Annotated in this window: 18 protein-coding genes; 9 read left to right on the forward strand and 9 right to left on the reverse strand. The window is 35.3% G+C overall.

Features of this window, described 5'->3' with window-relative positions:
- Positions 1 to 459 precede the first annotated feature (459 nt).
- Positions 460 to 927: a hypothetical protein gene (locus AC3IS6_RS09215; protein WP_489164607.1), complete on the reverse strand. Its 468-nt coding sequence runs from the start codon at positions 925 to 927 to the stop codon at positions 460 to 462.
- A 575-nt stretch (positions 928 to 1,502) separates the two neighbouring features.
- Between AC3IS6_RS09215 and AC3IS6_RS09220 the strand changes: the two genes are divergently transcribed.
- Positions 1,503 to 1,715 (forward strand): hypothetical protein, encoded by a 213-nt coding sequence (locus AC3IS6_RS09220; RefSeq protein WP_173967684.1) that lies wholly within the window; start codon positions 1,503 to 1,505, stop codon positions 1,713 to 1,715.
- A 126-nt stretch (positions 1,716 to 1,841) separates the two neighbouring features.
- Positions 1,842 to 3,371, forward strand: coding sequence for a SulP family inorganic anion transporter (locus tag AC3IS6_RS09225; protein ID WP_489164608.1), 1,530 nt, complete (start codon positions 1,842 to 1,844; stop codon positions 3,369 to 3,371).
- 103 nt (positions 3,372 to 3,474) lie between these two features.
- Here AC3IS6_RS09225 and AC3IS6_RS09230 read toward each other — a convergent pair whose 3' ends face one another.
- From AC3IS6_RS09230 to miaB, 8 genes are all read right to left on the reverse strand, one after another.
- Positions 3,475 to 4,674 (reverse strand): alkaline phosphatase family protein, encoded by a 1,200-nt coding sequence (locus AC3IS6_RS09230; RefSeq protein WP_489164609.1) that lies wholly within the window; start codon positions 4,672 to 4,674, stop codon positions 3,475 to 3,477.
- Positions 4,675 to 5,250: 576 nt separating this feature from the next.
- Positions 5,251 to 6,879, reverse strand: a complete 1,629-nt coding sequence (gene groL, locus AC3IS6_RS09235; protein ID WP_173967687.1) for a chaperonin GroEL — start codon at positions 6,877 to 6,879, stop codon at positions 5,251 to 5,253.
- 78 nt (positions 6,880 to 6,957) lie between these two features.
- Entirely contained in the window at positions 6,958 to 7,233 is a 276-nt protein-coding gene (locus AC3IS6_RS09240; protein ID WP_012023920.1) for a co-chaperone GroES, read from the reverse strand.
- A 143-nt stretch (positions 7,234 to 7,376) separates the two neighbouring features.
- On the reverse strand, positions 7,377 to 7,703 hold the full coding sequence (secG, locus tag AC3IS6_RS09245; protein ID WP_489164610.1) for a preprotein translocase subunit SecG: 327 nt from the start codon (positions 7,701 to 7,703) through the stop codon (positions 7,377 to 7,379).
- 3 nt (positions 7,704 to 7,706) lie between these two features.
- Positions 7,707 to 9,026, reverse strand: a complete 1,320-nt coding sequence (locus AC3IS6_RS09250; protein ID WP_489164611.1) for a tetratricopeptide repeat protein — start codon at positions 9,024 to 9,026, stop codon at positions 7,707 to 7,709.
- Positions 9,027 to 9,128: 102 nt separating this feature from the next.
- Positions 9,129 to 9,632, reverse strand: a complete 504-nt coding sequence (locus AC3IS6_RS09255; RefSeq protein WP_489164612.1) for an LptE family protein — start codon at positions 9,630 to 9,632, stop codon at positions 9,129 to 9,131.
- 175 nt (positions 9,633 to 9,807) lie between these two features.
- Positions 9,808 to 11,061 (reverse strand): sigma-54 interaction domain-containing protein, encoded by a 1,254-nt coding sequence (locus AC3IS6_RS09260; RefSeq protein WP_264522872.1) that lies wholly within the window; start codon positions 11,059 to 11,061, stop codon positions 9,808 to 9,810.
- Between the two features lie 95 nt (positions 11,062 to 11,156).
- Positions 11,157 to 12,602 carry a tRNA (N6-isopentenyl adenosine(37)-C2)-methylthiotransferase MiaB gene (miaB, locus tag AC3IS6_RS09265; protein ID WP_489164613.1) on the reverse strand — a complete coding sequence of 482 codons (1,446 nt, stop codon included), beginning with the start codon at positions 12,600 to 12,602 and terminating at the stop codon, positions 11,157 to 11,159.
- A gap of 311 nt (positions 12,603 to 12,913) precedes the next feature.
- Between miaB and topA the strand changes: the two genes are divergently transcribed.
- From topA to porN (AC3IS6_RS09300), 7 genes are all read left to right on the forward strand, one after another.
- Positions 12,914 to 15,430: a type I DNA topoisomerase gene (gene topA / locus AC3IS6_RS09270; protein WP_489164614.1), complete on the forward strand. Its 2,517-nt coding sequence runs from the start codon at positions 12,914 to 12,916 to the stop codon at positions 15,428 to 15,430.
- Positions 15,431 to 15,433: 3 nt separating this feature from the next.
- Positions 15,434 to 16,585 carry a formimidoylglutamase gene (locus tag AC3IS6_RS09275; protein WP_489164615.1) on the forward strand — a complete coding sequence of 384 codons (1,152 nt, stop codon included), beginning with the start codon at positions 15,434 to 15,436 and terminating at the stop codon, positions 16,583 to 16,585.
- 263 nt (positions 16,586 to 16,848) lie between these two features.
- Positions 16,849 to 18,252, forward strand: coding sequence for a T9SS ring complex lipoprotein PorK/GldK (porK, locus tag AC3IS6_RS09280; protein WP_489164616.1), 1,404 nt, complete (start codon positions 16,849 to 16,851; stop codon positions 18,250 to 18,252).
- Between the two features lie 66 nt (positions 18,253 to 18,318).
- Complete coding sequence (gene porL / locus AC3IS6_RS09285; RefSeq protein WP_173967697.1) at positions 18,319 to 18,966, forward strand: type IX secretion system motor protein PorL/GldL; 648 nt, start codon at positions 18,319 to 18,321, stop codon at positions 18,964 to 18,966.
- 51 nt (positions 18,967 to 19,017) lie between these two features.
- Positions 19,018 to 20,559: a type IX secretion system motor protein PorM/GldM gene (porM, locus tag AC3IS6_RS09290; RefSeq protein ID WP_489164617.1), complete on the forward strand. Its 1,542-nt coding sequence runs from the start codon at positions 19,018 to 19,020 to the stop codon at positions 20,557 to 20,559.
- A gap of 44 nt (positions 20,560 to 20,603) precedes the next feature.
- The gene (gene porN / locus AC3IS6_RS09295) at positions 20,604 to 21,593 is read left to right on the forward strand and encodes a type IX secretion system ring subunit PorN/GldN (protein WP_489164917.1); all 990 of its coding nucleotides are present in this window, start codon (positions 20,604 to 20,606) and stop codon (positions 21,591 to 21,593) included.
- Positions 21,594 to 21,819: 226 nt separating this feature from the next.
- The gene (gene porN, locus AC3IS6_RS09300) at positions 21,820 to 22,809 is read left to right on the forward strand and encodes a type IX secretion system ring subunit PorN/GldN (protein WP_489164618.1); all 990 of its coding nucleotides are present in this window, start codon (positions 21,820 to 21,822) and stop codon (positions 22,807 to 22,809) included.
- The last annotated feature ends 54 nt before the right edge of the window (positions 22,810 to 22,863 follow it).

The raw sequence follows: 22,863 nt of genomic DNA on the forward strand, positions 1-22,863 counted from the left end.
GTTTTTTAAGGCTCAAAGATACATAGGTTCAAAGTGATTTTGTTTTGATCATCATAGAGTTTTTTGGAGTTTGTTGTTGTTTTATATTCAACGAGGAAGAAATCTTTGCCGTTACCTAATATTAACTGAAGCAGGCGTAATAATTGAAGAAACATAATCAAAAAAAAGTGAGACTTTTAATCGTTGGCATCGATTAGAAATCTCACTTAATTGTTCCAAAAAAAATGACATCATTTCATAATCTTCCCTTAGGAAAACTATAGTTTTAAATAAAAATTATTTACGGCAATTTTACCACTTAATAAAGATCTGACACCCCGTATTTATACCTGTTTTTAGATTTTTTTGCCACAATAATACAAGCGTGAAAAGGCTGGTTTTTGCTTTGATAATGAGGTTTTTAGTTTTTTTAAGGTTCTTCGACTTCGTAGTGCAGCTGAAGTGGGATTTTGTTTGATACTATTTTCGTTCAGCTTTTTTTAATTCTATTATTTTGCTGATGTACTGTATCAGGTTTTCTTTCTCTACCGAAAAGGGGGCTTTTTCGTCTTCTGTACTCAGATACAAATGGGCGATACTTTGGGCATCCATATTTTTGTTTAGGTAATGGTATTCAGTATACTTTATAATGTTTTCTACAAAAAGTTCCTGTAGCTTACCTTTTTCTATAGTTTCTTCGTCTCCATTTTTTATTTTTTCTATTTCAGATTCGGGTAAATCAATAGTGAGGTAAGTAGTATCTACAGCCACGTTAGAGAGCATTTCTTCTGTCGCTTTTCCTGAGGCATTGCAATAAGCACAGGGGCCGGGTGCCCATTTTAATTGATTGTTTAAACGTTGTATATCTTCCCAATCTACAAAACCTTTTCCGAGACATCTTGGGCATCTGGAATTTGATTTTTTAAACAGAAAATTAAAAAGAGTCATTTTTTAAAATTTGGTTAAGGTTTTACAGTCTCACGAAGATAATTTATTTATGTAAGAAAAATATCTTTAAAGCAGATTGTTTTTTGAGATTATAAACATTTTAATAATAGAAAAAATATCAGGTTTTTGCTCTGCAATAGGCCCCGTTTTTAAGTGTAGAAATTTGAACAGAGAACCTGTAAGTCAGATATTTTATATTGTTGTTTGGTCTTAAAAAAAATGTGGAAAAATAGAATATTTTTATCGAGAGCAGAATCGAATTCAGAAAGTTTTGTTTAAATTTATGCACCTCAAATTTAAAGAGAATCTACAAGTTAAAGTAACCGGAGTTAAGAACCGGAATTGCCTATATAGCATTGCGTCTAAGGGATTTTTTTTTAAGCCAGTATTAAATATTTTTAATGTTCGTGTAACAGAAATTGGGAGCGAACGTCTAAGTATAGGGTATCATCATTAGGAAACCTCAGGGTTATTTTAGATTCGGAATTTCTCATAATCCATTTTAATTAGGATTTATAATTCGGCGTAGTTCTGTAATTCGTTGATTATTTCATGTATCATTAAAGTAGAAAAATATGGTTGTTGAAGTTTTTAAAACAAATGTGCAAAAAGAGGCAGATAAAAACTATGTCATTGCCGTTATTCAAACCCAGTTTCCTGATTATAAAATCAACTTTGATTTAGAAGATTGCGATAAAATATTGCGTATAGAAGGTATTGATCTGCAGCCTGACAATATTATCGATTATGTAAATTGTCTTGGATATACTTGTGTAAAATTAGAATAATTAAACTATGATAAATTTTATTGTTTTTTGCTTTTTACTGTTAGTGAAGCAGTTTTAAGATTCGGTTTTAGAATAGGAAAGCTTTCTTTAATATATGTGCACATTATTTTTTAAATTTGTGCTCTTATGAAAAAAAAGTCTTCTCTTTTTGATTTCACTCAAAAGGTCAATTACAAAAACGAAATTTTAGCGGGATTAACAGTTGCTATGACCATGATTCCTGAATCATTATCGTTTGCAATTCTAGCTGGTTTTCCACCTTTGGTGGGATTGTATGCTGCTTTTATTGCGGGTTTGGTTACCTCTGTTTTTGGAGGAAGACCAGGAATGATTTCGGGTGGGGCAGGAGCGACCGTTATTGTTTTAATCGCTTTAATGAAATCGCACGGCATAGAATATGTTTTTGCAGCTGTCGCACTTGGAGGTATCGTTCAGATCTGTGTTGGACTTTTTAAACTAGGAAAATTTATCAGACTGGTACCGCAGCCAGTCATGTATGGTTTTGTAAACGGACTTGCGGTAGTAATTTTTATGTCACAGCTGGAACAATTTAAAACCGTTGTGAATGGACGAACTATTTGGCTACAGGGATCTCCACTTTATATTATGCTGTGCTTGGTTCTACTTACGATTGGAGTGGTAGTGCTTTTTTCGAAGATAACAAAAGCAGTTCCTGCTTCTTTGGTGGCTATTATGGTCGTATTTGCAATCGTACTAATCTTTAATATTGAGACCAAAACGGTTCAGGATATTGCTTCTGTGCAGGGAGGATTTCCTCCTTTTCATATCCCGAATATTCCACTTTCTTTGGAAACTTTAAAAATTATATTTCCGTATTCGGTAATTGTTGCGGCAGTGGGCTTAACAGAAGGTTTACTAACGTTGAATCTTGTCGATGAAATAACGCGTACAAGAGGTAATAGCAACAGAGAATGTATTGCTCAGGGGAGTTCAAACATTTTGAATGGTTTCTTTTTTGGAATGGGGGGATGCCCAATGATTGCACAAACACTGGTTAATCTCTCTGCTGGTTCGAGAGCACGACTTTCGGGAATAATCGCTTCTTTAACGATTTTATTGATTATCCTTTTTGGAGCTCCTGTAATTGGTAAATTACCAATGGCTGCTTTAGTAGGAGTCATGATGATGGTTGCGATTACCACTTTTGAATGGGCGAGTTTCAGGATTATTAACAAAATGCCGGCGCATGATATTTTTGTGGGTGTTTTGGTGGCAGTTGTTACTATTTTACTGCACAATCTGGCGTTAGCGGTTCTGATTGGAGTAATTATTTCTGCCTTGGTTTTTGCCTGGGAAAGTGCCAAAAGAATTCGTGCCAGACATTATATTGATGAAAAAGGGACAAAACATTACGAAATCTATGGGCCATTATTTTTTGGCTCTACAGCTGCTTTTATAGAAAAATTCGATCCTGTAAACGATCCCAATCATGTGATTATTGATTTTAAAGAAAGCCGCATCGCAGATATGTCAGCTATCGAAGCATTGAATAATTTGACGAAAAAATACAGTCAGTTAAACAAAGTGATTGAATTGAAGCATTTAAGCAAAGACTGTATTGTTTTACTTAAAAATGCTGAAGCTGTTATTGCCGTAAATGTAATTGAAGATCCAACGTACAAAGTTGTTTCTTAGTAGCTTAATGTGTCTATTAGATAATTAGATAATTGCTGTACGTTACGCATAGAAATTTCTAATTTTCTAATTGACAAATTATCTAATTGCCACATTTTCTAAATTATTTAAGCATACTGCTAACCTCGCTAAATTTTCCGTCTACTTCGTCAATTTGCAAGCCGAGAATATGAGCAATTAAAGGGTATACAGAAACATTCTGAAAGGATCCGACCGTTTTATTTACTTTAAAAGCGGGGCCTTTAGCATAAAAAATAGCCTGCATGTCTTTCTCTTTGTTGTCGTATCCGTGTGTACCTCCGCTTACATGTACCGATTTTTCTTTTACTAAACTATATCCTTTTTTGGCCTCAATGACAAAATCATGAACTCTCGGATTAGTTCCGAAGTGTAATCTTTTAGGAACCTCTTTGGATTTCCAGAATTTAATATGCGGTACTTTCTTTAAGGCATTTGCAATCGAATCCTGAAAGCCGGGTTTTGCCTGAAGACTCATGATTGGATTAATTACAGCACTATAACCAAGCCATTCGGGCTTTAGGTAATCCAGAACGGCTACTTTTTTATCATCGCTAATGTTCGCCATTCCATGATCTGAAACGATAATTAAATTGATTTGTTTTCCAATGGATAATTGATTCAGTTTAGAAGATAACCGCCCCATAAGAGTATCCATTCTTCGGATTACTTTTTCGTTTTCAGGAGAAAGCGGACCGAATGAATGACCGGTATGGTCAGGCTCATCAAAATAAAGTGTGATAAAATGCGGACGTTGTTTTTCGGGAAGCTGAAGCCATTTGATTACGGTATCGATTCGGGTTTCGTAAGGAATTTTGTTATTGTATTCTTTATAAATACCAGGTCTTTTTTGATCCGTATCTGACCCCGGCCAGAAAAAAGAAGCGGCTTTTACGCCCTGTTGTTCAGCAACGTTCCAAATAGGATTTCCACCATAAAAACGGGAATCATTTTTGGCATTTGAAGACAATGAAAAGGATTCGTTTAATGCAGCATCGTAAAAAACATTATTAATGATTCCATGATGATCGGGGTAGAGCCCAGTAACGATGGCATAATGGTTGGGGAAGGTTTTGCTGGGATAAGAAGGTCGCATTGATTTGGCATGGACACCTTCTTTCGCTATTTGAGCGAGATTTTGAAGTTTGAAATGTTTAGCATAATCCCAACGAAATCCATCCATTGAAATCAGAACCACATAAGCATCTTTTTGGGTTTGCGCATTGGAAAGAATCGTAAGAAATAAGAATGTAAAAGATAGAAGGTGAATTGTAAATTTTCTCATTTTGAAATTTTAAGCAGAACTGTAAAGATATTAATAACAGGATTTTTAATGAAAAGGAGAATGTTAAACAATTTTAAAATAAAAAGTATTTGCCACAGATTAAAAGATTTTTACGGATTTTAATTCTTTTAATCTGTGGCCGAAAAATAATAATTCGTACTCTTTGTAATAAAAAAAAACATCTAACAGAATTTTCTGTCAGACGGTTTATGTGTTTGAGACATAGAAGTATTTTGAATGTAATCTATGTCTCTGTATTAGCTTTTGTCTATCTTTTAATAAAATTACTTCGCTAATGCTCTACCAAGAATTTCTCCTTTATCAAACATATATGCACAAACTATCATAATAATCATAAGAGCAAGCATAATATAATAAGAGTTGTTTTTTGATGATTCCATATTAAATGTTTTTTAGGTTAAAGAATAGTTTGGCGCGAATTTAATTAATCCCTGTCAATTATTAGTCATAAAGAATAAGAAAATAGGTGTAAATTCGTGCAATTATTGGCAAGAAAAAAAACCGTCCGGCAGAAAACTCTACCGGACGGTTTATAGTATAAGAAATAAAGAACGATTACATCATTCCTGGCATACCGCCACCCATTGGCATTCCGCCAGCGTTTTCTTCTTTAATATCGATTAATGCACACTCAGTAGTTAAGATCATTCCAGAAACTGAAGCAGCATTTTCAAGAGCCACACGAGTTACTTTTTTAGGATCGATAATACCTGCTTTAAGCATGTCTACATACTCGTCAGTTTTTGCGTTGTAACCAAAGTCACCAGAACCTTCACCTACTTTTGCTACAACTACAGAACCTTCAAGACCTGCATTTTCAACAATAGTTCTTAATGGAGATTCAACAGCGCGAGCTACAATTTGAATTCCGGTTGCCTCGTCAGCATTATCCGCTTTAAGGTCAGCCAAAGCAGCTTTTGCTCTTAGTAAAGCTACACCACCACCAGCAACAATTCCTTCTTCAACAGCAGCACGTGTTGCGTGTAGCGCATCATCAACTCTGTCTTTTTTCTCTTTCATTTCAACTTCAGAAGCGGCACCAACATAAAGAACAGCAACACCACCAGCTAATTTAGCCAAACGCTCTTGCAATTTTTCTTTATCATAATCAGATGTAGTAGCTTCCATCTGACCTTTAATTTGGTTTACTCTGTTTTTGATGATATCAGCTTCACCAGCACCACTTACAATCGTTGTATTGTCTTTATCGATAGAAACTCTTTTTGCAGTTCCTAACATTTCGATAGTTGTATTTTCTAGTGTATAACCTCTTTCTTCAGAAATTACAGTTCCACCAGTTAAGATTGCGATGTCTTCTAACATTGCTTTTCTTCTGTCACCAAAACCAGGAGCCTTTACAGCAGCGATTTTAAGAGCACCTCTTAATTTGTTTACTACTAATGTAGACAGAGCTTCTCCGTCAACATCTTCAGCAATAATTAATAATGGTTTTCCTGATTGAGCAACTGGCTCTAAAACAGGTAGTAATTCTTTTAAAGAAGATACTTTTTTGTCGTATAATAAGATGTATGGAGAGTCTAATTCAACTTCCATTTTCTCTGGATTTGTTACGAAGTAAGGAGAAAGATATCCTCTGTCAAACTGCATACCTTCAACAACATCTACAAACGTATCAGTTCCTTTAGCTTCTTCAACAGTAATAACTCCTTCTTTACCCACTTTTGCAAATGCAGTAGCGATTAGTTCCCCAATCACTTCGTCATTGTTTGCAGAGATAGAAGCAATTTGTTTGATTTTATCAGAATCACTTCCAACTACTTTTGCTTGTTTTGCAAGATCAGCAACGATTGCTTCAACCGCTTTATCGATACCACGTTTCAAATCCATTGGATTTGCTCCTGCGGCAACGTTTTTAAGACCTTCTTTTACGATTGCCTGAGCTAAAACTGTAGCAGTTGTAGTTCCGTCACCCGCTAAATCATTGGTTTTAGAAGCTACTTCTTTAACCATTTGCGCACCCATGTTTTCTAATGGGTCTTTTAATTCGATTTCTTTTGCAACCGAAACACCATCTTTAGTAACGGTTGGTCCACCAAATGATTTTCCAATAATTACGTTACGACCTTTTGGTCCAAGAGTTACTTTTACAGCATTTGCTAATGCATCAACACCACGTTTTAATCCGTCACGTGCTTCAATATCAAATTTTATATCTTTTGCCATTTTTTTAATTTTGTTTAAAGTTTTATTTGTTTCAAGTTAATGAAGTTCTTAATTCTTCGTACTTAAGACAATATTTTTTTAGATAATTGCAAGAATATCATCCTCACGCATAATCAAATAATCAGTTCCTTCCAGTTTTAATTCTGTTCCTGCGTATTTACCGTAAAGAACAGTATCGCCCACTTTTACAGTCATTGTATGATCTTTTGATCCGTTTCCTACTGCAACTACAGTTCCTTTTTGTGGTTTTTCTTTGGCAGTATCTGGAATAAAGATTCCTGATGCAGTTTTAGTTTCAGCTGCAACAGGCTCAATAAGTACGCGGTCTGAAAGCGGTTTTATGTTTAAAGCCATGATTTTATTATATTATTAGGTTATACGTTTTTTAATGTTCTAGAAACTTTCAGAAACTGTGCCATGCTCATAAAACTGACATTATTTCTTAAAAAAAATGCCAGCTTTGACAGGCTGGCATTTTATATTGATATTGTAAATTATTATTTTGCTGCAGGTGTTGCCGGAGCAGGTGTTTGTTGAGCCGGAGCAGCTGGCGCTTCGGTTTTTTCAATGATTTTAGACTCACCGTCACTTAGTGATCCTGTGAAACTTAAGCTTGAAAGCAAAATTAAAGCAATCAAAATAGTAGCCAATGTCCAAGTACTTTTGTCTAAAAAGTCAGTTGTTTTTTGTACTCCACCTAACATTTGAGTTCCGCTAATTGTAGAAGACAATCCGCCTCCTTTAGGGTTTTGTACCATGATTACTACGATCAATAGAAAGCAAACTATTGTGATTAAAACTAAAAAAATTGAAAATGTGCTCATTGTTTAAATATTATTGTTATTTTGTTGTAAAATCTTTATATCCGAAATACGGTCTGCAAAGAAACTAATTTTTTCTGGATATTTCAAAATTAATATTTCATATGCTTGTATTGCTTTTGTGTATTTTTTTTGTTCTAAATATACTCTGGCTAAAGTCTCTGTCATTAAGTAAGAATTATCTTCTTTATTTAGATCAGATTGAACTGTTTGTGTTATTGCAGTCTGTTTGATAGGAGAGATTTTCGGATTGGTTTCGATGAATTTATCGATTAATTCCGCTTTTTTCTTTTTCTCTTCGTCAATTATTTCAGTTTCAACTTTTGATTCAGTTACTTTTTCAGCCTGTTTTATTTCGGGTGAAGTTTCTTCAGTTCTGTCAATAGGTTCCGTTCTGGATAATTGCAGCCATTCCTGAAAAGAATGTTTTTCATTAACAGAAAAATCTAAAGGCTGTCCTATTTCCAGATTTTCTTCTGCAACTTTTACACTCTCTGGAACTTCAAGTTCCTTTAGTTCTTCAATTGCTTTAGGCTGTTCAGGAACAACTGTTGTTGCTTCTTTTATAGAATTTAAGATCGATTGCTCAATTGGATTAACTTTTACTTCCGGAATTTCTTCCTCTACGATTTCATCGAAAAAAGTTGGTGTTGGCTCTTTAACCGGCGGTAATACAGGTTGCTCCATAGCTAAAATTACTTCTGGATGTTCCACTTTTATCGGTTCTTCTACAGTTATTGGAGTGGCTTCTATAGGAGTGACAGAAAGGGGTTGTTCGACAACAACTTCAACAGGTTTTTCTTCTGTTTTTACTGGCTCTTCAAAAGTTACAGCTGCAATTTCTTTTACTGCATCTAGAATAGATTGCTCAATGAAGGGTTTAACAGGTTCTTCTTCTATTTTTACCGGTTTCTCAAAAGTTACTGTTGTGGCTTCTTTTATAGAATCCAGAATAGATTGTTCGATTGGATCAACTCTGATCTCAGTTGCTTTTTTTATTTCTTCAAATGAAACAATTTCACTGTCAAAAACTTTAATTTCCAGTAGGTCTCTTAGTTTTTTGTCGTAATATTCGCTTTGAATAGAGGTAAAAGCCTCAGAAGTAATAAAATCAAATAAAACGGTACGATCCGTAGTATGTGCTGCCGTAACTTTTAGGGCATAATTATACTTAAAGCTGTTTTGATCGTAAAGTCCTTTCAAGCGCAATGCTCTTGCACTTTGAAAATATGGGAACTCATTCAAAACACTTCCTAATGCATCTGCCTGCTTTTCTGTAATAGCATCAGGCTTGTTCATTAAGTAGGTATAATCCGTTACATTCATTTATTCTTTTGTTTAATCGGTTAACTGTTTAATCGTTTTAATTGTTTGACTGTTTAATCGGTTGAACGGTTAAACGTTTTAACGATTAAACAAATAAGTAAACTACCATTTTGCTAATGACTCATTGAAAATATCTTGGGTGATTCTTTCAAAAATAACCTGTAATGCTGTATTTAGAGTAGCTCCGGTAGGCAGTCCCTGTCCTTCGAAATCATAGTAGAATTCAAATGTTCTTTCAAAATCGTCTTTTTCTTTCTTTTTGTTTGTGAATCTAACATTTACACGAACAGTCAAACGGTTTTGAGAAGCTCCCTGATTGGCAGTTGCTGTCATTGGAGTAGTTCTGTAATCTATAATTTCTCCTTCGTAAACTAAATCCCCACTATTGCTGACTAAGTTTAAATTGGTTTGATTTTGAATCAAATCCTGTAAAGTTAATGTAAAAGTTCTGTCGATTCCCGGTTCAATTAAATCAGCATTATTCTGAAAAAAGTTAACCTGAAAAGTTTTGGCATCGATGTTTCCTGTTCCTGTAAAGTTGTAAACAGAACAACCGCTTAATAGGAACAAGCTCATTAAGGCTAGTAAAGAATATATTTTTTTCATAATATCAGTTGGGAGTAAATTCCAAATTACAAATTCCAAATTTTAGGGAGATTCCATTTTTTTTCAAATATAACAATTTGAATTCGGTGCTAGCGAACTGACGAAGCAATTTAGAATTTATTTTTTAGATTCAGCTTTTAAACTTGGAATTTAAAATATTGGAATTTATTTATTTTTATAAATCGAATTGTTTAATTTTTCTATACAAAGTTCGTTCGGAAATCCCTAATTCATCTGCCGCAGCTTTTCGTTTTCCTTTGTTTTTTTCTAATGACTTTTTAATCATTTCGATTTCTTTTTGTTCTAAACGCAAAACCTCTTCTTCTTCGATGGTTTCTGCAAACAAATAATTGTCATCCTGCATCTGATAATTTTCTTCGCGTGCAGTAGGTGTCATTACAGCGGTTCTTGGTTCTTCTTCAAAATCAATTTCGCTTTCGTTTTCCTGTGAACCATATATTTTCTGAATTAAATTCGGATTGATATCCTGCACTTTTGTGCCGTTTTTCATTAATTCTAAAGTAAGTTTCTTTAAATCATTCAGGTCGCTTTTCATATCAAAAAGCACTTTGTACAAGATGTCTCTTTCGGTACTGAAATCACTTTCTTTTTTATTGTCATTAATAACAGAAGGCAAATTACTTCCTTCGGTTGGCAAATATGATTGTAAAGTAGCTAATGAAATATCGCGATTGGTTTCCAGAACCGAAATCTGTTCGGCTACATTTCGCAATTGACGAATGTTTCCGTTCCATCTAAATTTTTGAAGAAGCTGTACAGCATCATCGTCCAATTTTAATGGAGGCATTTTATATTTGTGTGCAAAGTCGGCTACAAATTTTCTAAACAATAAATGAATATCATCGTTTCTTTCACGCAATGGGGGTAAAGTAATCTCTACGGTCGTCAAACGATAATACAAATCCTCACGGAACTTTCCTTTTTCGATTGCATTGAACAGGTTGACGTTTGTAGCGGCTACAATTCGAACATTGGTTTTTTGAACCTGTGATGAACCTACTTTGATAAATTCGCCATTTTCAAGTACACGAAGCAAACGAACCTGAGTTGTTAAAGGTAATTCACCAACTTCATCAAGAAAAATAGTTCCGCCGTCGGCTACTTCAAAATAACCTTCACGTGTGCTTGTGGCTCCTGTAAATGCTCCTTTTTCGTGACCAAAAAGTTCGCTGTCGATTGTTCCCTCCGGAATTGCTCCGCAGTTTACAGCAATATATTTTCCGTGTTTTCTGTGTGAAAGCGAATGGATGATTCTTGGAATATTTTCTTTACCTACACCACTTTCCCCGGTTACCATTACCGAAATATCAGTAGGTGCAACCTGAATGGCTTTCTCAATAGCGCGATTTAGTTTAGGATCGTTCCCGATAATCTCAAATCGCTGTTTTATTGCTTGAACTGTTTCCATGTATGTTTTTGTTTCAAGTTTTATTTGTTTCAGGTTTCAAGTTTCAAGTTACGCAAAGAACCTGAAACTTGAAACCTGAAACTTGAAATAACTTTTTAATTCATTTCAGAATATCCAACCGCTTCACCTTTTAAAGTTCCGCTAGTACAACTTGTGATTTTTACGTTTACGAAATCTCCGATTTTATAATTTTCTTTAGGGAAAACTACCGTAATACTTTGAGAATTTCTTCCTGAGAATTCTTCAGTTGATTTTTTAGAGACTTTCTCGACTAAAACTTCAACTGTTTGTCCTACGAACTCTTCACTGCGAAACCAGGCATGCTTTTGTTGTAAGTCGACAATTTCCTGTAATCTTCTGGCTTTGGTTTCTTCAGCAACATCATCTTCCATTTTTCTTCCGGCCAAAGTTCCCGGACGCTCAGAGTAGGAGTACATATAACCGAAATTATACTTCACATATTCCATCAAACTCATAGTGTCCTGGTGATCTTGTTCAGTTTCTGTAGGGAAACCGGCGATCATATCTTGTGAAATCGATGCGTTCGGGATAATTGCTCTGATTTTATCAATCAAAGTCATGTATTCTTCGCGAGTGTGCAAACGATTCATTTCTTTTAAAATTCTGTTACTTCCCGATTGAACCGGTAAGTGAATGTGTTTACAAATATTAGGGTGTTTCGCGATAACGTGCAATACACTTTCGTGCATGTCCTGCGGATTAGATGTCGAAAATCTGATACGCATTTTGGGGAAACCAACGGCTACCATTTCCAGTAACTGATCGAAATCAACTGCTGTTGCTTTTTGCATTTCAGAGGCATTTATGAAATCCTTTTTTAATCCGCCGCCGTACCAAAGGTAACTGTCGACATTTTGACCTAATAATGTAATTTCTTTAAAGCCTTTGTCCCATAAATCCTGAATTTCATTCATGATACTCTGAGGTTCACGACTGCGTTCACGCCCGCGTGTAAAAGGTACAACGCAAAACGTACACATATTATCACAACCACGGGTGATGGAAACCAGAGCAGTAATCCCGTTACTCATTAAGCGAACGGGTGAAATGTCTCCGTAAGTTTCTTCTTTTGATAAAATTACATTGATGGCATCGCGTCCTTCTTCAACTTCTGCTAATAAATTTGGCAGATCTTTGTAGGCATCAGGTCCAACAACAAGATCAACTATCTTTTCTTCCTCTAAAAACTGACTTTTTAAACGCTCGGCCATACAGCCCAAAACGCCTACTTTCATTTTCGGATTGATACGTTTTACCGCATTATATTTTTCCAGACGCTTGCGAATAGTTTGTTCTGCCTTATCTCGAATCGAGCAGGTATTTACCAAAACTAAATCAGCGTCTTCAAGAGTTTGTGTAGTGTTAAAACCGTTTTCAGATAAGATGGAAGCTACAATTTCACTGTCCGAAAAATTCATCGCACAACCGTAACTTTCAATAAAAAGTTTTTTAGTATTCTCAGGTTTATTTTCCAAAACGAGGCTTTCGCCTTGTTTGCTTTCCTCAATAATCTTTTCCATTGTATAATTTCAAAGTGCAAAGATAAGGGAAATGCCGTGAATCTGACAAGATGGCAGAGAAAAGATTTTAGATTTATGATTTTGTAATTTGTGGGATGTGACCTGTGAGTTGTGAGCTGTACTTTGTGATCTGAAATCTACAATCTAAAATCTCAAATCAACAATATAAAATCTACACCTATATATGTATGAAGAGAGATTACAGATAAATCTGCAATTTTAGGAAACATAATACTAAAATAAGTCAAAAATGAGTTCGCGGGGCAGATATTTAAAAAAAATAGATACTTTTGTTGCAGAAAAATAGAGCAATGGCAAAGAATTTAGTAATAGTGGAGTCACCTGCAAAGGCGAAAACGATAGAGAAATTTTTGGGAAGTGATTTTCAGGTAGAGTCAAGTTATGGGCACATAGCCGACTTACCATCAAAGGAAATAGGGGTGGATGTTGAGAATGGTTTTAAACCTAAATATGAAGTTTCTCCGGATAAAAAAGCCCTGGTAAGTAAACTGAAAACACTATCTAAGAATGCCGAAATGGTTTGGTTAGCGAGCGATGAGGACCGCGAGGGGGAGGCTATTTCATGGCACTTGGCGGAAGAATTGAAGCTGGATACTAAAAAAACCAAAAGAATAGTTTTTCACGAAATTACAAAGTCTGCAATTCTTAAAGCAATCGACAATCCGAGAGAAATTGATTATAATCTGGTAAACGCACAACAGGCACGTCGTGTTTTGGATCGTTTGGTAGGTTACGAATTGTCTCCGGTATTGTGGAGAAAAATTAAAGGCGGTTTGTCTGCAGGTCGTGTACAATCTGTTTCTGTACGTTTGATTGTAGAGCGTGAACGTGAAATTCAAAATTTTAATGCAGTTGCAACTTATTCTATCGTTGCAGAATTCGTAAATGAGGCTGGTAAAGCTTTTAAAGCGAAATTGCCAAAGAACTTCAATACTAAAAAAGAAGCCGAAGATTTTTTAAATAAAAACATCGGATCTCAATATCAGGTAGCCGATTTAGAAACTAAACCTACCAAAAAATCACCAACAGCACCTTTTACAACTTCGACCCTGCAACAAGAAGCAGCCAGAAAATTGTATTTACCGGTTGGGATTACCATGCAGTTAGCACAGCGTTTGTACGAAGCCGGATTGATTACTTATATGAGAACCGATAGTGTGAACCTTTCTACTGAAGCGATGAATGCTGCTGAAGCCGAAATTATAAAATCATACGGGAAAGAATTTTCTAAGCCGAGAACTTTTGCCAACAAGAATAAAGGAGCACAAGAGGCGCACGAGGCTATTCGTCCTACAGATATGTCTCGTCATACTGTGAACATTGATCGTGATCAGGCTCGTTTGTATGATTTGATCTGGAAAAGGACTCTGGCTTCACAAATGAGTGATGCACAATTGGAGAGAACAAATGTAAAAATCGAGGCGAACAATCACGATGAAATTTTTACAGCTTCGGGAGAAGTTTTACTTTTTGAAGGATTCTTAAAAGTTTATCTGGAAGGACACGATGATGATGAAGAAGAACAGGAAGGAATGTTGCCGGCCTTAAAAGTAAACGAAAAATTAGCGAACAACTATATTACTGCAACCGAGAGATATTCAAGACCTCCGGCACGTTATACAGAAGCTTCCTTGGTAAAAAAATTAGAGGAATTAGGAATTGGACGCCCGTCTACCTATGCACCAACAATTTCTACCATCATCAACAGAAATTATGTTGAAAAGGGAACTCTGGAAGGTCAGGAGCGTAATTATACCCAATTAACATTACAAAATAGTAAAGTTGGAGAGAAACTATTAAAAGAAAATACGGGTTCGGATAAAGGGAAATTAGTCCCAACAGATATCGGAACAATTGTTACTGATTTCTTGGTGAAAAACTTCGGAAATATTCTGGATTACAACTTTACAGCAAAAGTAGAGCAGGATTTTGATGAAATTGCTGAGGGGAATATTGATTGGGCAACCATGATGCAGGAGTTTTACAATAAATTTCACCCAAATGTAAAAGAAGTTGAGGCTAATGCTGAACGTGAAAGTGGGGAGAGAATTTTAGGGAAAGATGCTGACGGAAGACAAGTTTCAGTTCGTTTAGGAAAATTTGGTCCAATGGCTCAGATTGGAGAAGCGGATGATGAGGATAAAAAGTTTGCCAGCTTAATGGCAGATCAGAATATTGGAAGTATTACACTGGAAGATGCTTTGAATTTGTTTTTACTTCCTAAAAGTTTAGGAGAATATAAAGGAGAAGAAGTTGAAGTAAATAATGGTCGTTATGGTCCTTATGTACGTCACGGAAGTGTTTTTATTTCGTTACCAAGAGGAGAAGATCCTCTAAGTCTTTCTAAAGAGAGAGCTCAGGAATTGATAGATGAAAAAGCACTTGCTGATGCGCCAATTGCGGTGTATAAAGGAGAGTCGGTTCAAAAAGGAGTTGGTCGTTTTGGTCCGTTTATCAAATGGAACGGTCTTTTTGTAAATGTGAGTAAGAAATATAATTTTGATAATTTATCTCAGGCAGATATTGAAGAATTGATTGAAGATAAATTGCAAAAGAATATCGATAAAGTGCTTCATAATTGGGAAGAAGAAGGAATTTTGGTTGAAAAAGCCCGTTGGGGTCGCTCTGTGATTACAAAAGGGAAAATCAAAATTGAATTGAGTAAAGATGTTGATGCTACAAAATTAACATTGGCCGAAGTTCAGGAAATGATCGCAAAAAAAACACCGGCTAAAAAGACTCCGGCTAAAAAAACAACAACTGCAAAGAAAGCTCCGGCTAAAAAACCGGCTGCAAAAAAGAAATAAAGAATGGAATTTGATTTTTTAGAACCGGTTAACGAAGGAATTTTAAAATTTATTAGTTCGTTATCTTCACAAGAGCTGGGGAGTAAAATAGTTTTGCATACTCAAGATCAGTTTCCGGATATTAGTAAAATAACTATTGCAATCATTGGTGTTTTGGAAGATCGTCGGAATGATGATGCTGTGAATGTGGTTAATTTGAATGCGGTTCGTAAAAGACTTTATAGCATGTTTCCTGGTAACTGGGATGCTTCGATTGCGGATTTGGGAGATATTCTGGCTGGTGATTCTGTCGCGGATACTTATTTTGCTTTGAAAAAAGTGACTTCTGCCTTAATAAAGAATAAAGTGATTCCTATAGTCGTTGGGGGTTCACAGGATTTGACTTATGCTTTGTATCGTGCTTATGATGATTTGGAGCAAATGGTAAACATGGTTGCAGTGGATAATAAGTTTGATTTTGGTAAAGAGAATGAGACAGTTTCGGCTAATTCTTATTTGACTAAAATCATTATCGATGAACCTAATAATCTTTTTAACTACTGTAATATAGGTTACCAAACCTATTACAATTCGCAGGAAGAAATTGATCTGATCGAAAAGCTATTCTTTGATGCGTATCGTTTGGGGGAAATTTCAAATAATATCGCATTGGCAGAGCCTGTTTTCAGGGATGCTGATTTGGTTAGTATTGATTTGAATTCGGTAAAATCATCAGCTTCAGGGAACATGATTTCATTTGAACCAAACGGTTTCAATGGAAAAGAAATATGTTCATTAGCCAGATATGCCGGAATTAGTGATAAGGTTTCCTGTTTTGGAATTTTTAATCATAATAGTACAACACCAGAATCGGCTATTATTGCACAAATAGTGTGGTATTTTATCGAAGGATATCACTACCGATCGAAGGAATACCCTTTTGGTAGTAGAGCAACGTACTTAAAATATATTGTTCCTTTGGAAGATGAAGAGTTGATTTTTTATAAAAGTGACAAAACGGACCGTTGGTGGATCGAAATTCCGTTCGAATCAAATGGTCACAATAAATTAAAAAGAAATACGTTATTACCGTGTTCATACGACGAGTATCTTTCTGCTTGCAATCAGGAATTGCCGGAAAGATGGTGGAAAGCACAACGAAAAAATGCGTTATAAAGTGAAATTTCAGCAGAAATCTTAATTTTTTAGTACTTTAAGAATATTGTTAAACGATATTAGTAAGAAAATAAATGCAACGTTTGTAAAAATGCGTTTTACGTCGATTTTTTGTGTTAGTTTATCGATGAAATATTTTTTTTTTATTTTATTTAACATTATTTTTGAACGGTAAAATAAATTTCGCAACTAGTATTGTTTTTTAGATAAATAATAAATACGTTTACGGACTTATAATAATGAATAGATAATCCCAAATTTATATGAAGAAGTTTATTGCATTTGCAACAATGTTAACACTGGTAATTGGCTGTGGTAAGTCAGGTGACAAAGGTGAGTTAGTTGGTGTTACAGGAGGTAAATGGCATCCTGAGAAGCCTTATGGAATGGCATTAGTTCCTGGTGGATCTTTTATTATGGGTAAATCAGATGCTGATTTAGCTAATGTGGAGGATGCTCCTACTAGAACGGTAACAGTTCGTGCATTTTATATGGATGAAACTGAGATCACCAATAGTGAGTACCGTCAATTTGTAGAGTGGGTAAAAGATTCTACAATGAGAGTTCGTTTAGCAATCTTGGCTGATATGACTGGGCAAAAACCTGCTGGAGACTCTAAAGGTAAAAAAGGCGGCAGTATTGCTGATTATGCATTTAATGATTCAGATCCGGAGAAAATGACGGCTTATGATAAATATATGTATGATAACTACTACAGCGTAGGAACGAAAGATGATCCGTATGCAGGTAGAAAATTAAACAAAAAAGTTAAGTTAATTAAAGATACAAAAGCTTACCCAGACGAGTACTATACTGAGGTAATGGATTCTATGTATTTGCCAATTGAAGAGTCTTACAATGGCTTAAGAACAATTGATGTAAACAAGTTGAAATTCCGTTACTCTTGGATGGACATTCAGGCTGCAGCAAAAGCTAAAGTTGGAAAAAGAAAAGACTTCGTTAAAACAGAGCAAGTTAGCGTGTATCCTGATACTACAGTTTGGATTAAAGATTTTGCTTATTCTTATAATGAGCCAATGCACAATGATTATTTCTGGCATAAAGCTTATGGAGACTATCCGGTAGTGGGTGTAACTTGGAAACAAGCAAAAGCATTTTGTGCATGGAGAACTTTGAATAAAAACAGTTACATTAAATCTAAGAAAAAAGGACGTGACTTAGTAAATTCTTTCAGATTGCCAACAGAGGCAGAGTGGGAGTATGCTGCAAGAGGAGGTCTGGAATCAGCTACTTACCCTTGGGGTGGTCCTTACACTAAAAGTGACAGAGGTTGTTTCTTAGCAAACTTCAAACCAAGCAGAGGAGATTATGCTGCCGATGAGGCGTTATATACAGTTGAAGCTAAATCTTACGAAGTTAATGGTTATGGTTTATATAACATGGCAGGAAACGTTTCTGAGTGGACTGATTCAGCTTATAATCCAAATGCATACGAATATGTTTCCACAATGAATCCAAACGTAATTGACGGAAACAATCAAAGAAAAGTTGTTCGTGGAGGTTCTTGGAAAGACGTTGCTTATTTCCTACAGGTAAGTACACGTGATCACGAATATGCTGATTCTGCAAGAAGTTATATTGGTTTCAGAACTGTACAAGATTACATGGGAACTCAGGCAACTGGAAGCGGAAAAACAAGAAAATAAATAATTAAAATCAAATTCAATAACCAAATCAAATCTATTTTAAATTAAAACCTAAAAAAAAGTATTATGGCATTATTAAGTAAAAAAGCAATGAATTTCGCTTATGGTATGGGAGCGGCAGTAGTAATTATTGGAGCTTTATTCAAAATTACTCACTTTGAAATTGGACCATTAACTGGAACTGTGATGTTATCTATCGGATTGGTAACTGAGGCGGTAATCTTTGCTCTTTCTGCTTTCGAACCAGTTGAGGACGAATTAGACTGGACTCTTGTTTACCCTGAGTTAGCAAATGGTCAGGCTAGAAAAAAAGCTGACAAAGTTGAAACTACATCTGATGCCCAAGGATTGTTGTCTCAAAAATTAGATGCAATGTTGAAAGAAGCTAAAATTGACGGAGAGTTAATGTCAAGCTTAGGAAACAGCATCAAAAATTTCGAAGGAGCTGCAAAAGCAATTTCTCCAACAGTAGATTCTATTGCAGGACAAAAGAAATACGCTGAAGAAATGTCTATGGCTGCTGCACAAATGGAATCATTAAACAGCTTATACAAAGTACAATTAGAAAGTGCTTCAAGAAATGCACAAGCAAACAGCGAAATTGCTGAAAATGCTTCTAAATTAAAAGAACAAATGCAATCTATGACTGCAAACATTGCTTCATTAAACAGTGTTTATGGTGGTATGCTTTCTGCAATGAGTAACAAAGGATAATTAGTTTTTGACTATTATATTAAATTTATTAATAAGAACTAATTAGAAAAAATGGCAGGAGGAAAATTAACCCCTAGACAGAAGATGATTAACCTGATGTATCTGGTTTTCATCGCAATGTTAGCAATGAACGTATCAAAAGAAGTAATATCTGCTTTTGGTTTGATGAATGAAAAATTTGAAGACGCAAACACTTCTTCAGTTACTACAAATGCAGGTTTATTAACAGCTTTGGATCAAAAAGCTGCTGAAGCAAAAGGAGAATTCGCTATTGCTGCTGCAACTGCCCATAAAGTTGAAGCAATAACAAAAGATTTTTACAGTTTTATCGGAGGTTTAAAAACTCAGGCTGTAAAAGGATTTGAAGTAGATAAAGAAACCGGAAAAATGCCTTATGAGTCTATGGACAGAGGTGATAACATCGACGACTGGTTTACAGGAGACGGTTATACTAAAAAAGGGAATGAAATTATCGCTAAAATCGAGAAATACAAATCAGATATTAAAGCTGCTTTAGGTACAGACAAAAAATATGCTGATATTATTTCAGAGGTAGAGAAAAAATTTGATGTTTCTGATGTGAAAAACAAAGATGGTATCAAAGAAAAATATTTAGCATACCACTTTAAAGGATTTCCTGCAATTGCTTCAGCTGCAAAACTTTCAGCTTGGCAAAATGACGTTCAAAAAGTTGAAGCTGACGTTTACAACCGTGCTTTAGGAAAAGCTGCTGTTGCTGCTGCTTCTTACAGTAACTATCAGGCAATTGTTGTTTTAGACAAAAATGCTTACTTCCAAGGTGAAAAAGTTACTGGTAAGGTAGTTTTAGGACGTTACGACGAAAATACAAAACCAACTTCATTCCAAGGTCCAGGACAAATTGTTAACGGACAAGCGGTTATCTCTTTAACTGCCGGAGGTGTTGGAGAGCAAAATATTAATGGTCAATTTACTTTCTTAGAAGATGGTAAAAACATTCCACTTAAATTTGCAGGAAAATATGTTGTAGTACCAAGGCCAAACTCTGCTACAATCTCTGCTGATAAAATGAATGTAGTTTATAGAGGAGTTGTTAACCCAATCTCTGTATCATTCGCAGGTGTTGACGCTAACAAAATTGTTGCAAGCGCACCTGGATTAGTTTCAGCTGGTAAACCAGGTAAATATAACATGAACCCGGGTTCAGGTACTGAAGCTACAATTTCTGTTACTGGTACATTGCCAAACGGAGATAAAGTTACAGATAAGAAAACATTCAGAATTAAAGGTATTCCTGGACCAACAGGAACAATCAGAGGAGAAATGGGTGTTGTTAAAGGACCTAAATCTAACTTAGAGATTGCTACTATTGGTGCTAAATTACTTGATTTTGATTTTGAAGTTGGTTTAGATGTTGTTGGATTTAATTTAAAAATTGCCGGACAGCCTACAGTTGTTGTTAATGGTAACAGATTAAATGCACAATGTAAATCAGTTCTTGCAAGAGCTGGAAAAGGAGACCAGGTTACTATTTCTGAAATTAAAACTAAACTTGTTGGAGCTGGTAGTTACTTATTGCCAAGAACTGCTCCGGTAATTTACGAAATACAATAATAAAGTAGGTAAAACTACATTCAATATCTTATAATGATATCATGATGAAAGTAAGAAATTTTTTAATAGCTATTGTTTCTATCGCTGGGGGTTTTTCTTCCTATGCACAATCGAATTTGCTTAATGCAAAAACACCGGCTCAGATAGGACTTAAGACTCCTGCGCAACTTATTTCTGATAACGATAAGCCTTTGGCTTACGGTTATGTAGATGATAGAGATATCTTAATGGGAAAAACTACTTGGGAAATCATTGATTTAAATGAAAAAATCAATTTTCCAATGTACTTTCCGGTTGATACAGCTAATATTGGTTCTGACAGACGTTCGCTTTATGACGTTTTGACGAAAGCTGTTAAAAACGGCAAAATAACTGAAGTGTACAGCGACAGTTATTTCAATACTAAAAAATCTTTGAAAGATATTCAGGGTGCATTATCTCGTATTGATACAACAGATGCAGGTAGAGAATTAATCAACCAGTATCCGGACGACTACAAAACACGTGTTGTGAAGAAAAAAGTTGTTACCGGTACAGGTAAGAAAAAAGTAGTTTCTTATGTTGATGAAACTGTTGGGCCAACAAGATCGGTACCAGCTGAATATATCCTGAAACAAGACTTAACTGCTGCAGATGTTACACAGTATAAAATTAAAGGATACTGGTATTTTGACAAACGCCAGAGTGAATTGAAATATCGTTTGCTAGGAATTTGTCCTGTAACTCCGGATGTTTACACTATGAATAGTGACGAAAAGGATTATATCGAGTTATTTTGGGTTTTCTTCCCTAATGCCAGAGAGGCACTGCACGAAGCAAAAGCATTTAACGACAGTAATTCTGCACTTCCAATTTCATTCGATCAGATCTTAAATTCAAGACGTTTTAATGCTGTTGTTTATAAAGAAGAAAACTTGTACGGAGATCGTGAGATTAAAGATTACATGAAAGACAACGCACAAAACCAATTGTTAGAATCTGAAAGAGTAAAAGAGAAGATTCGTAACTTCGAGCAAGATATGTGGAACTACTAAGTATCTGAATAACAATATATCAAAAACTCTTACTACATTTGTAGTAAGAGTTTTTTTTTTGTCCATTAATAAAAAGATTAATTACCGAATTCGGAGAGGTCGGAATTTCTTTTATAAACAGTTTGGAGTGTCTTTGTAGTGCTCTTATTTGGTTTTTTTGTTATGTGTAGGAAAAAGAGTAATAAATAGTATAAGTTTACGTTCAATAGATTTTAATCATCTCATTATGAAAGTAAGAAAGTTTTTAATCGTTATTTTTGGAGTTATCGGAAGTTTTAGTTCTAAGGCACAATCAAATTTACTGAATGCAAAAACAGCAGATCAGATTGGTATAAAGAAGGCGTCTCAGATTGCTGCAGACAATGATAAACCTTTGTCCTATGGTTATGTAGATGATCGGGATGTTTTGATGGGGAAAACGACCTGGGAGATTATTGATTTAAATGAAAAAATCAACTTCCCTTTATATTTTCCGGTAGATACAGCCAATATTGGTTCTGACAGGCGTTCGCTTTACGACGTTTTAACCAGAGGGATAAAAGCGGGCAGAATCACTGAAGTATATGCCGATAGTTACTTTAATACAAAGAAATCACTTAAAGATATTCAGGGCGGACTATCGCGTATTGACACCACGGATGCCGGTAGGGAATTAATCAATCAATATCCGGATGACTACAAAACACGTGTGGTGAAGAAAAAGGTTGTTACCGGAACAGGTAAGAAAAAAGTAGTTACCTATGTCGATGAAACGGTTGGTCCGACCAGAACTGTACCGGCTGAGTATATTTTGAAACAGGATTTAACAGCAGCAGATGTTACTCAGTATAAATTGAAAGGATACTGGTACTTTGACAAACGTCAGAGCGAATTGAAATATCGCTTACTCGGAATTTGTCCTGTAACCCCCGATGTTTATACAATGAATAGTGATGAGAAAGATTATATTGAGTTGTTCTGGGTTTTCTTTCCCAATGCGAGAGAGGTGCTGAATGAGGCAAAAGCGTTTAATGATAGTAATTCTGCACACCCAATTTCATTTGACCAAATTTTAAATTCGAGACGTTTTAATTCGATTATTTATAAAGAAGAAAATGTATACGGAGATCGTGAAATTAAAGACTATATGAAAGACAACGCGCAAAAACAGTTGTTGGAATCTGAAAGGGTGAAAGAGAAGATTCGTGACTTCGAACAGGATATGTGGAGCTATTAAGTATATCGTGACATTATACCAAAAACTCTTACTACATTTGTAATAAGAGTTTTT

The sequence above is a fragment of the Flavobacterium sp. KH_035 genome, from assembly GCF_057839565.1.

Coding starts and splice junctions, on each gene's coding strand:
- AC3IS6_RS09230 (WP_489164609.1), bottom strand. CDS start 4,674: ATGAGAAAATTTACAATTCACCTTCTATCTTTTACATTCTTATTTCTT.
- porL (WP_173967697.1), top strand. CDS start 18,319: ATGGCATTATTAAGTAAAAAAGCAATGAATTTCGCTTATGGTATGGGA.
- AC3IS6_RS09275 (WP_489164615.1), top strand. CDS start 15,434: ATGGAATTTGATTTTTTAGAACCGGTTAACGAAGGAATTTTAAAATTT.
- porK (WP_489164616.1), top strand. CDS start 16,849: ATGAAGAAGTTTATTGCATTTGCAACAATGTTAACACTGGTAATTGGC.
- groL (WP_173967687.1), bottom strand. CDS start 6,879: ATGGCAAAAGATATAAAATTTGATATTGAAGCACGTGACGGATTAAAA.
- AC3IS6_RS09260 (WP_264522872.1), bottom strand. CDS start 11,061: ATGGAAACAGTTCAAGCAATAAAACAGCGATTTGAGATTATCGGGAAC.
- miaB (WP_489164613.1), bottom strand. CDS start 12,602: ATGGAAAAGATTATTGAGGAAAGCAAACAAGGCGAAAGCCTCGTTTTG.
- AC3IS6_RS09215 (WP_489164607.1), bottom strand. CDS start 927: ATGACTCTTTTTAATTTTCTGTTTAAAAAATCAAATTCCAGATGCCCA.
- topA (WP_489164614.1), top strand. CDS start 12,914: ATGGCAAAGAATTTAGTAATAGTGGAGTCACCTGCAAAGGCGAAAACG.
- AC3IS6_RS09240 (WP_012023920.1), bottom strand. CDS start 7,233: ATGGCTTTAAACATAAAACCGCTTTCAGACCGCGTACTTATTGAGCCT.
- porN (WP_489164917.1), top strand. CDS start 20,604: ATGAAAGTAAGAAATTTTTTAATAGCTATTGTTTCTATCGCTGGGGGT.
- AC3IS6_RS09255 (WP_489164612.1), bottom strand. CDS start 9,632: ATGAAAAAAATATATTCTTTACTAGCCTTAATGAGCTTGTTCCTATTA.
- secG (WP_489164610.1), bottom strand. CDS start 7,703: ATGAGCACATTTTCAATTTTTTTAGTTTTAATCACAATAGTTTGCTTT.
- porN (WP_489164618.1), top strand. CDS start 21,820: ATGAAAGTAAGAAAGTTTTTAATCGTTATTTTTGGAGTTATCGGAAGT.
- AC3IS6_RS09220 (WP_173967684.1), top strand. CDS start 1,503: ATGGTTGTTGAAGTTTTTAAAACAAATGTGCAAAAAGAGGCAGATAAA.
- AC3IS6_RS09225 (WP_489164608.1), top strand. CDS start 1,842: ATGAAAAAAAAGTCTTCTCTTTTTGATTTCACTCAAAAGGTCAATTAC.
- AC3IS6_RS09250 (WP_489164611.1), bottom strand. CDS start 9,026: ATGAATGTAACGGATTATACCTACTTAATGAACAAGCCTGATGCTATT.
- porM (WP_489164617.1), top strand. CDS start 19,018: ATGGCAGGAGGAAAATTAACCCCTAGACAGAAGATGATTAACCTGATG.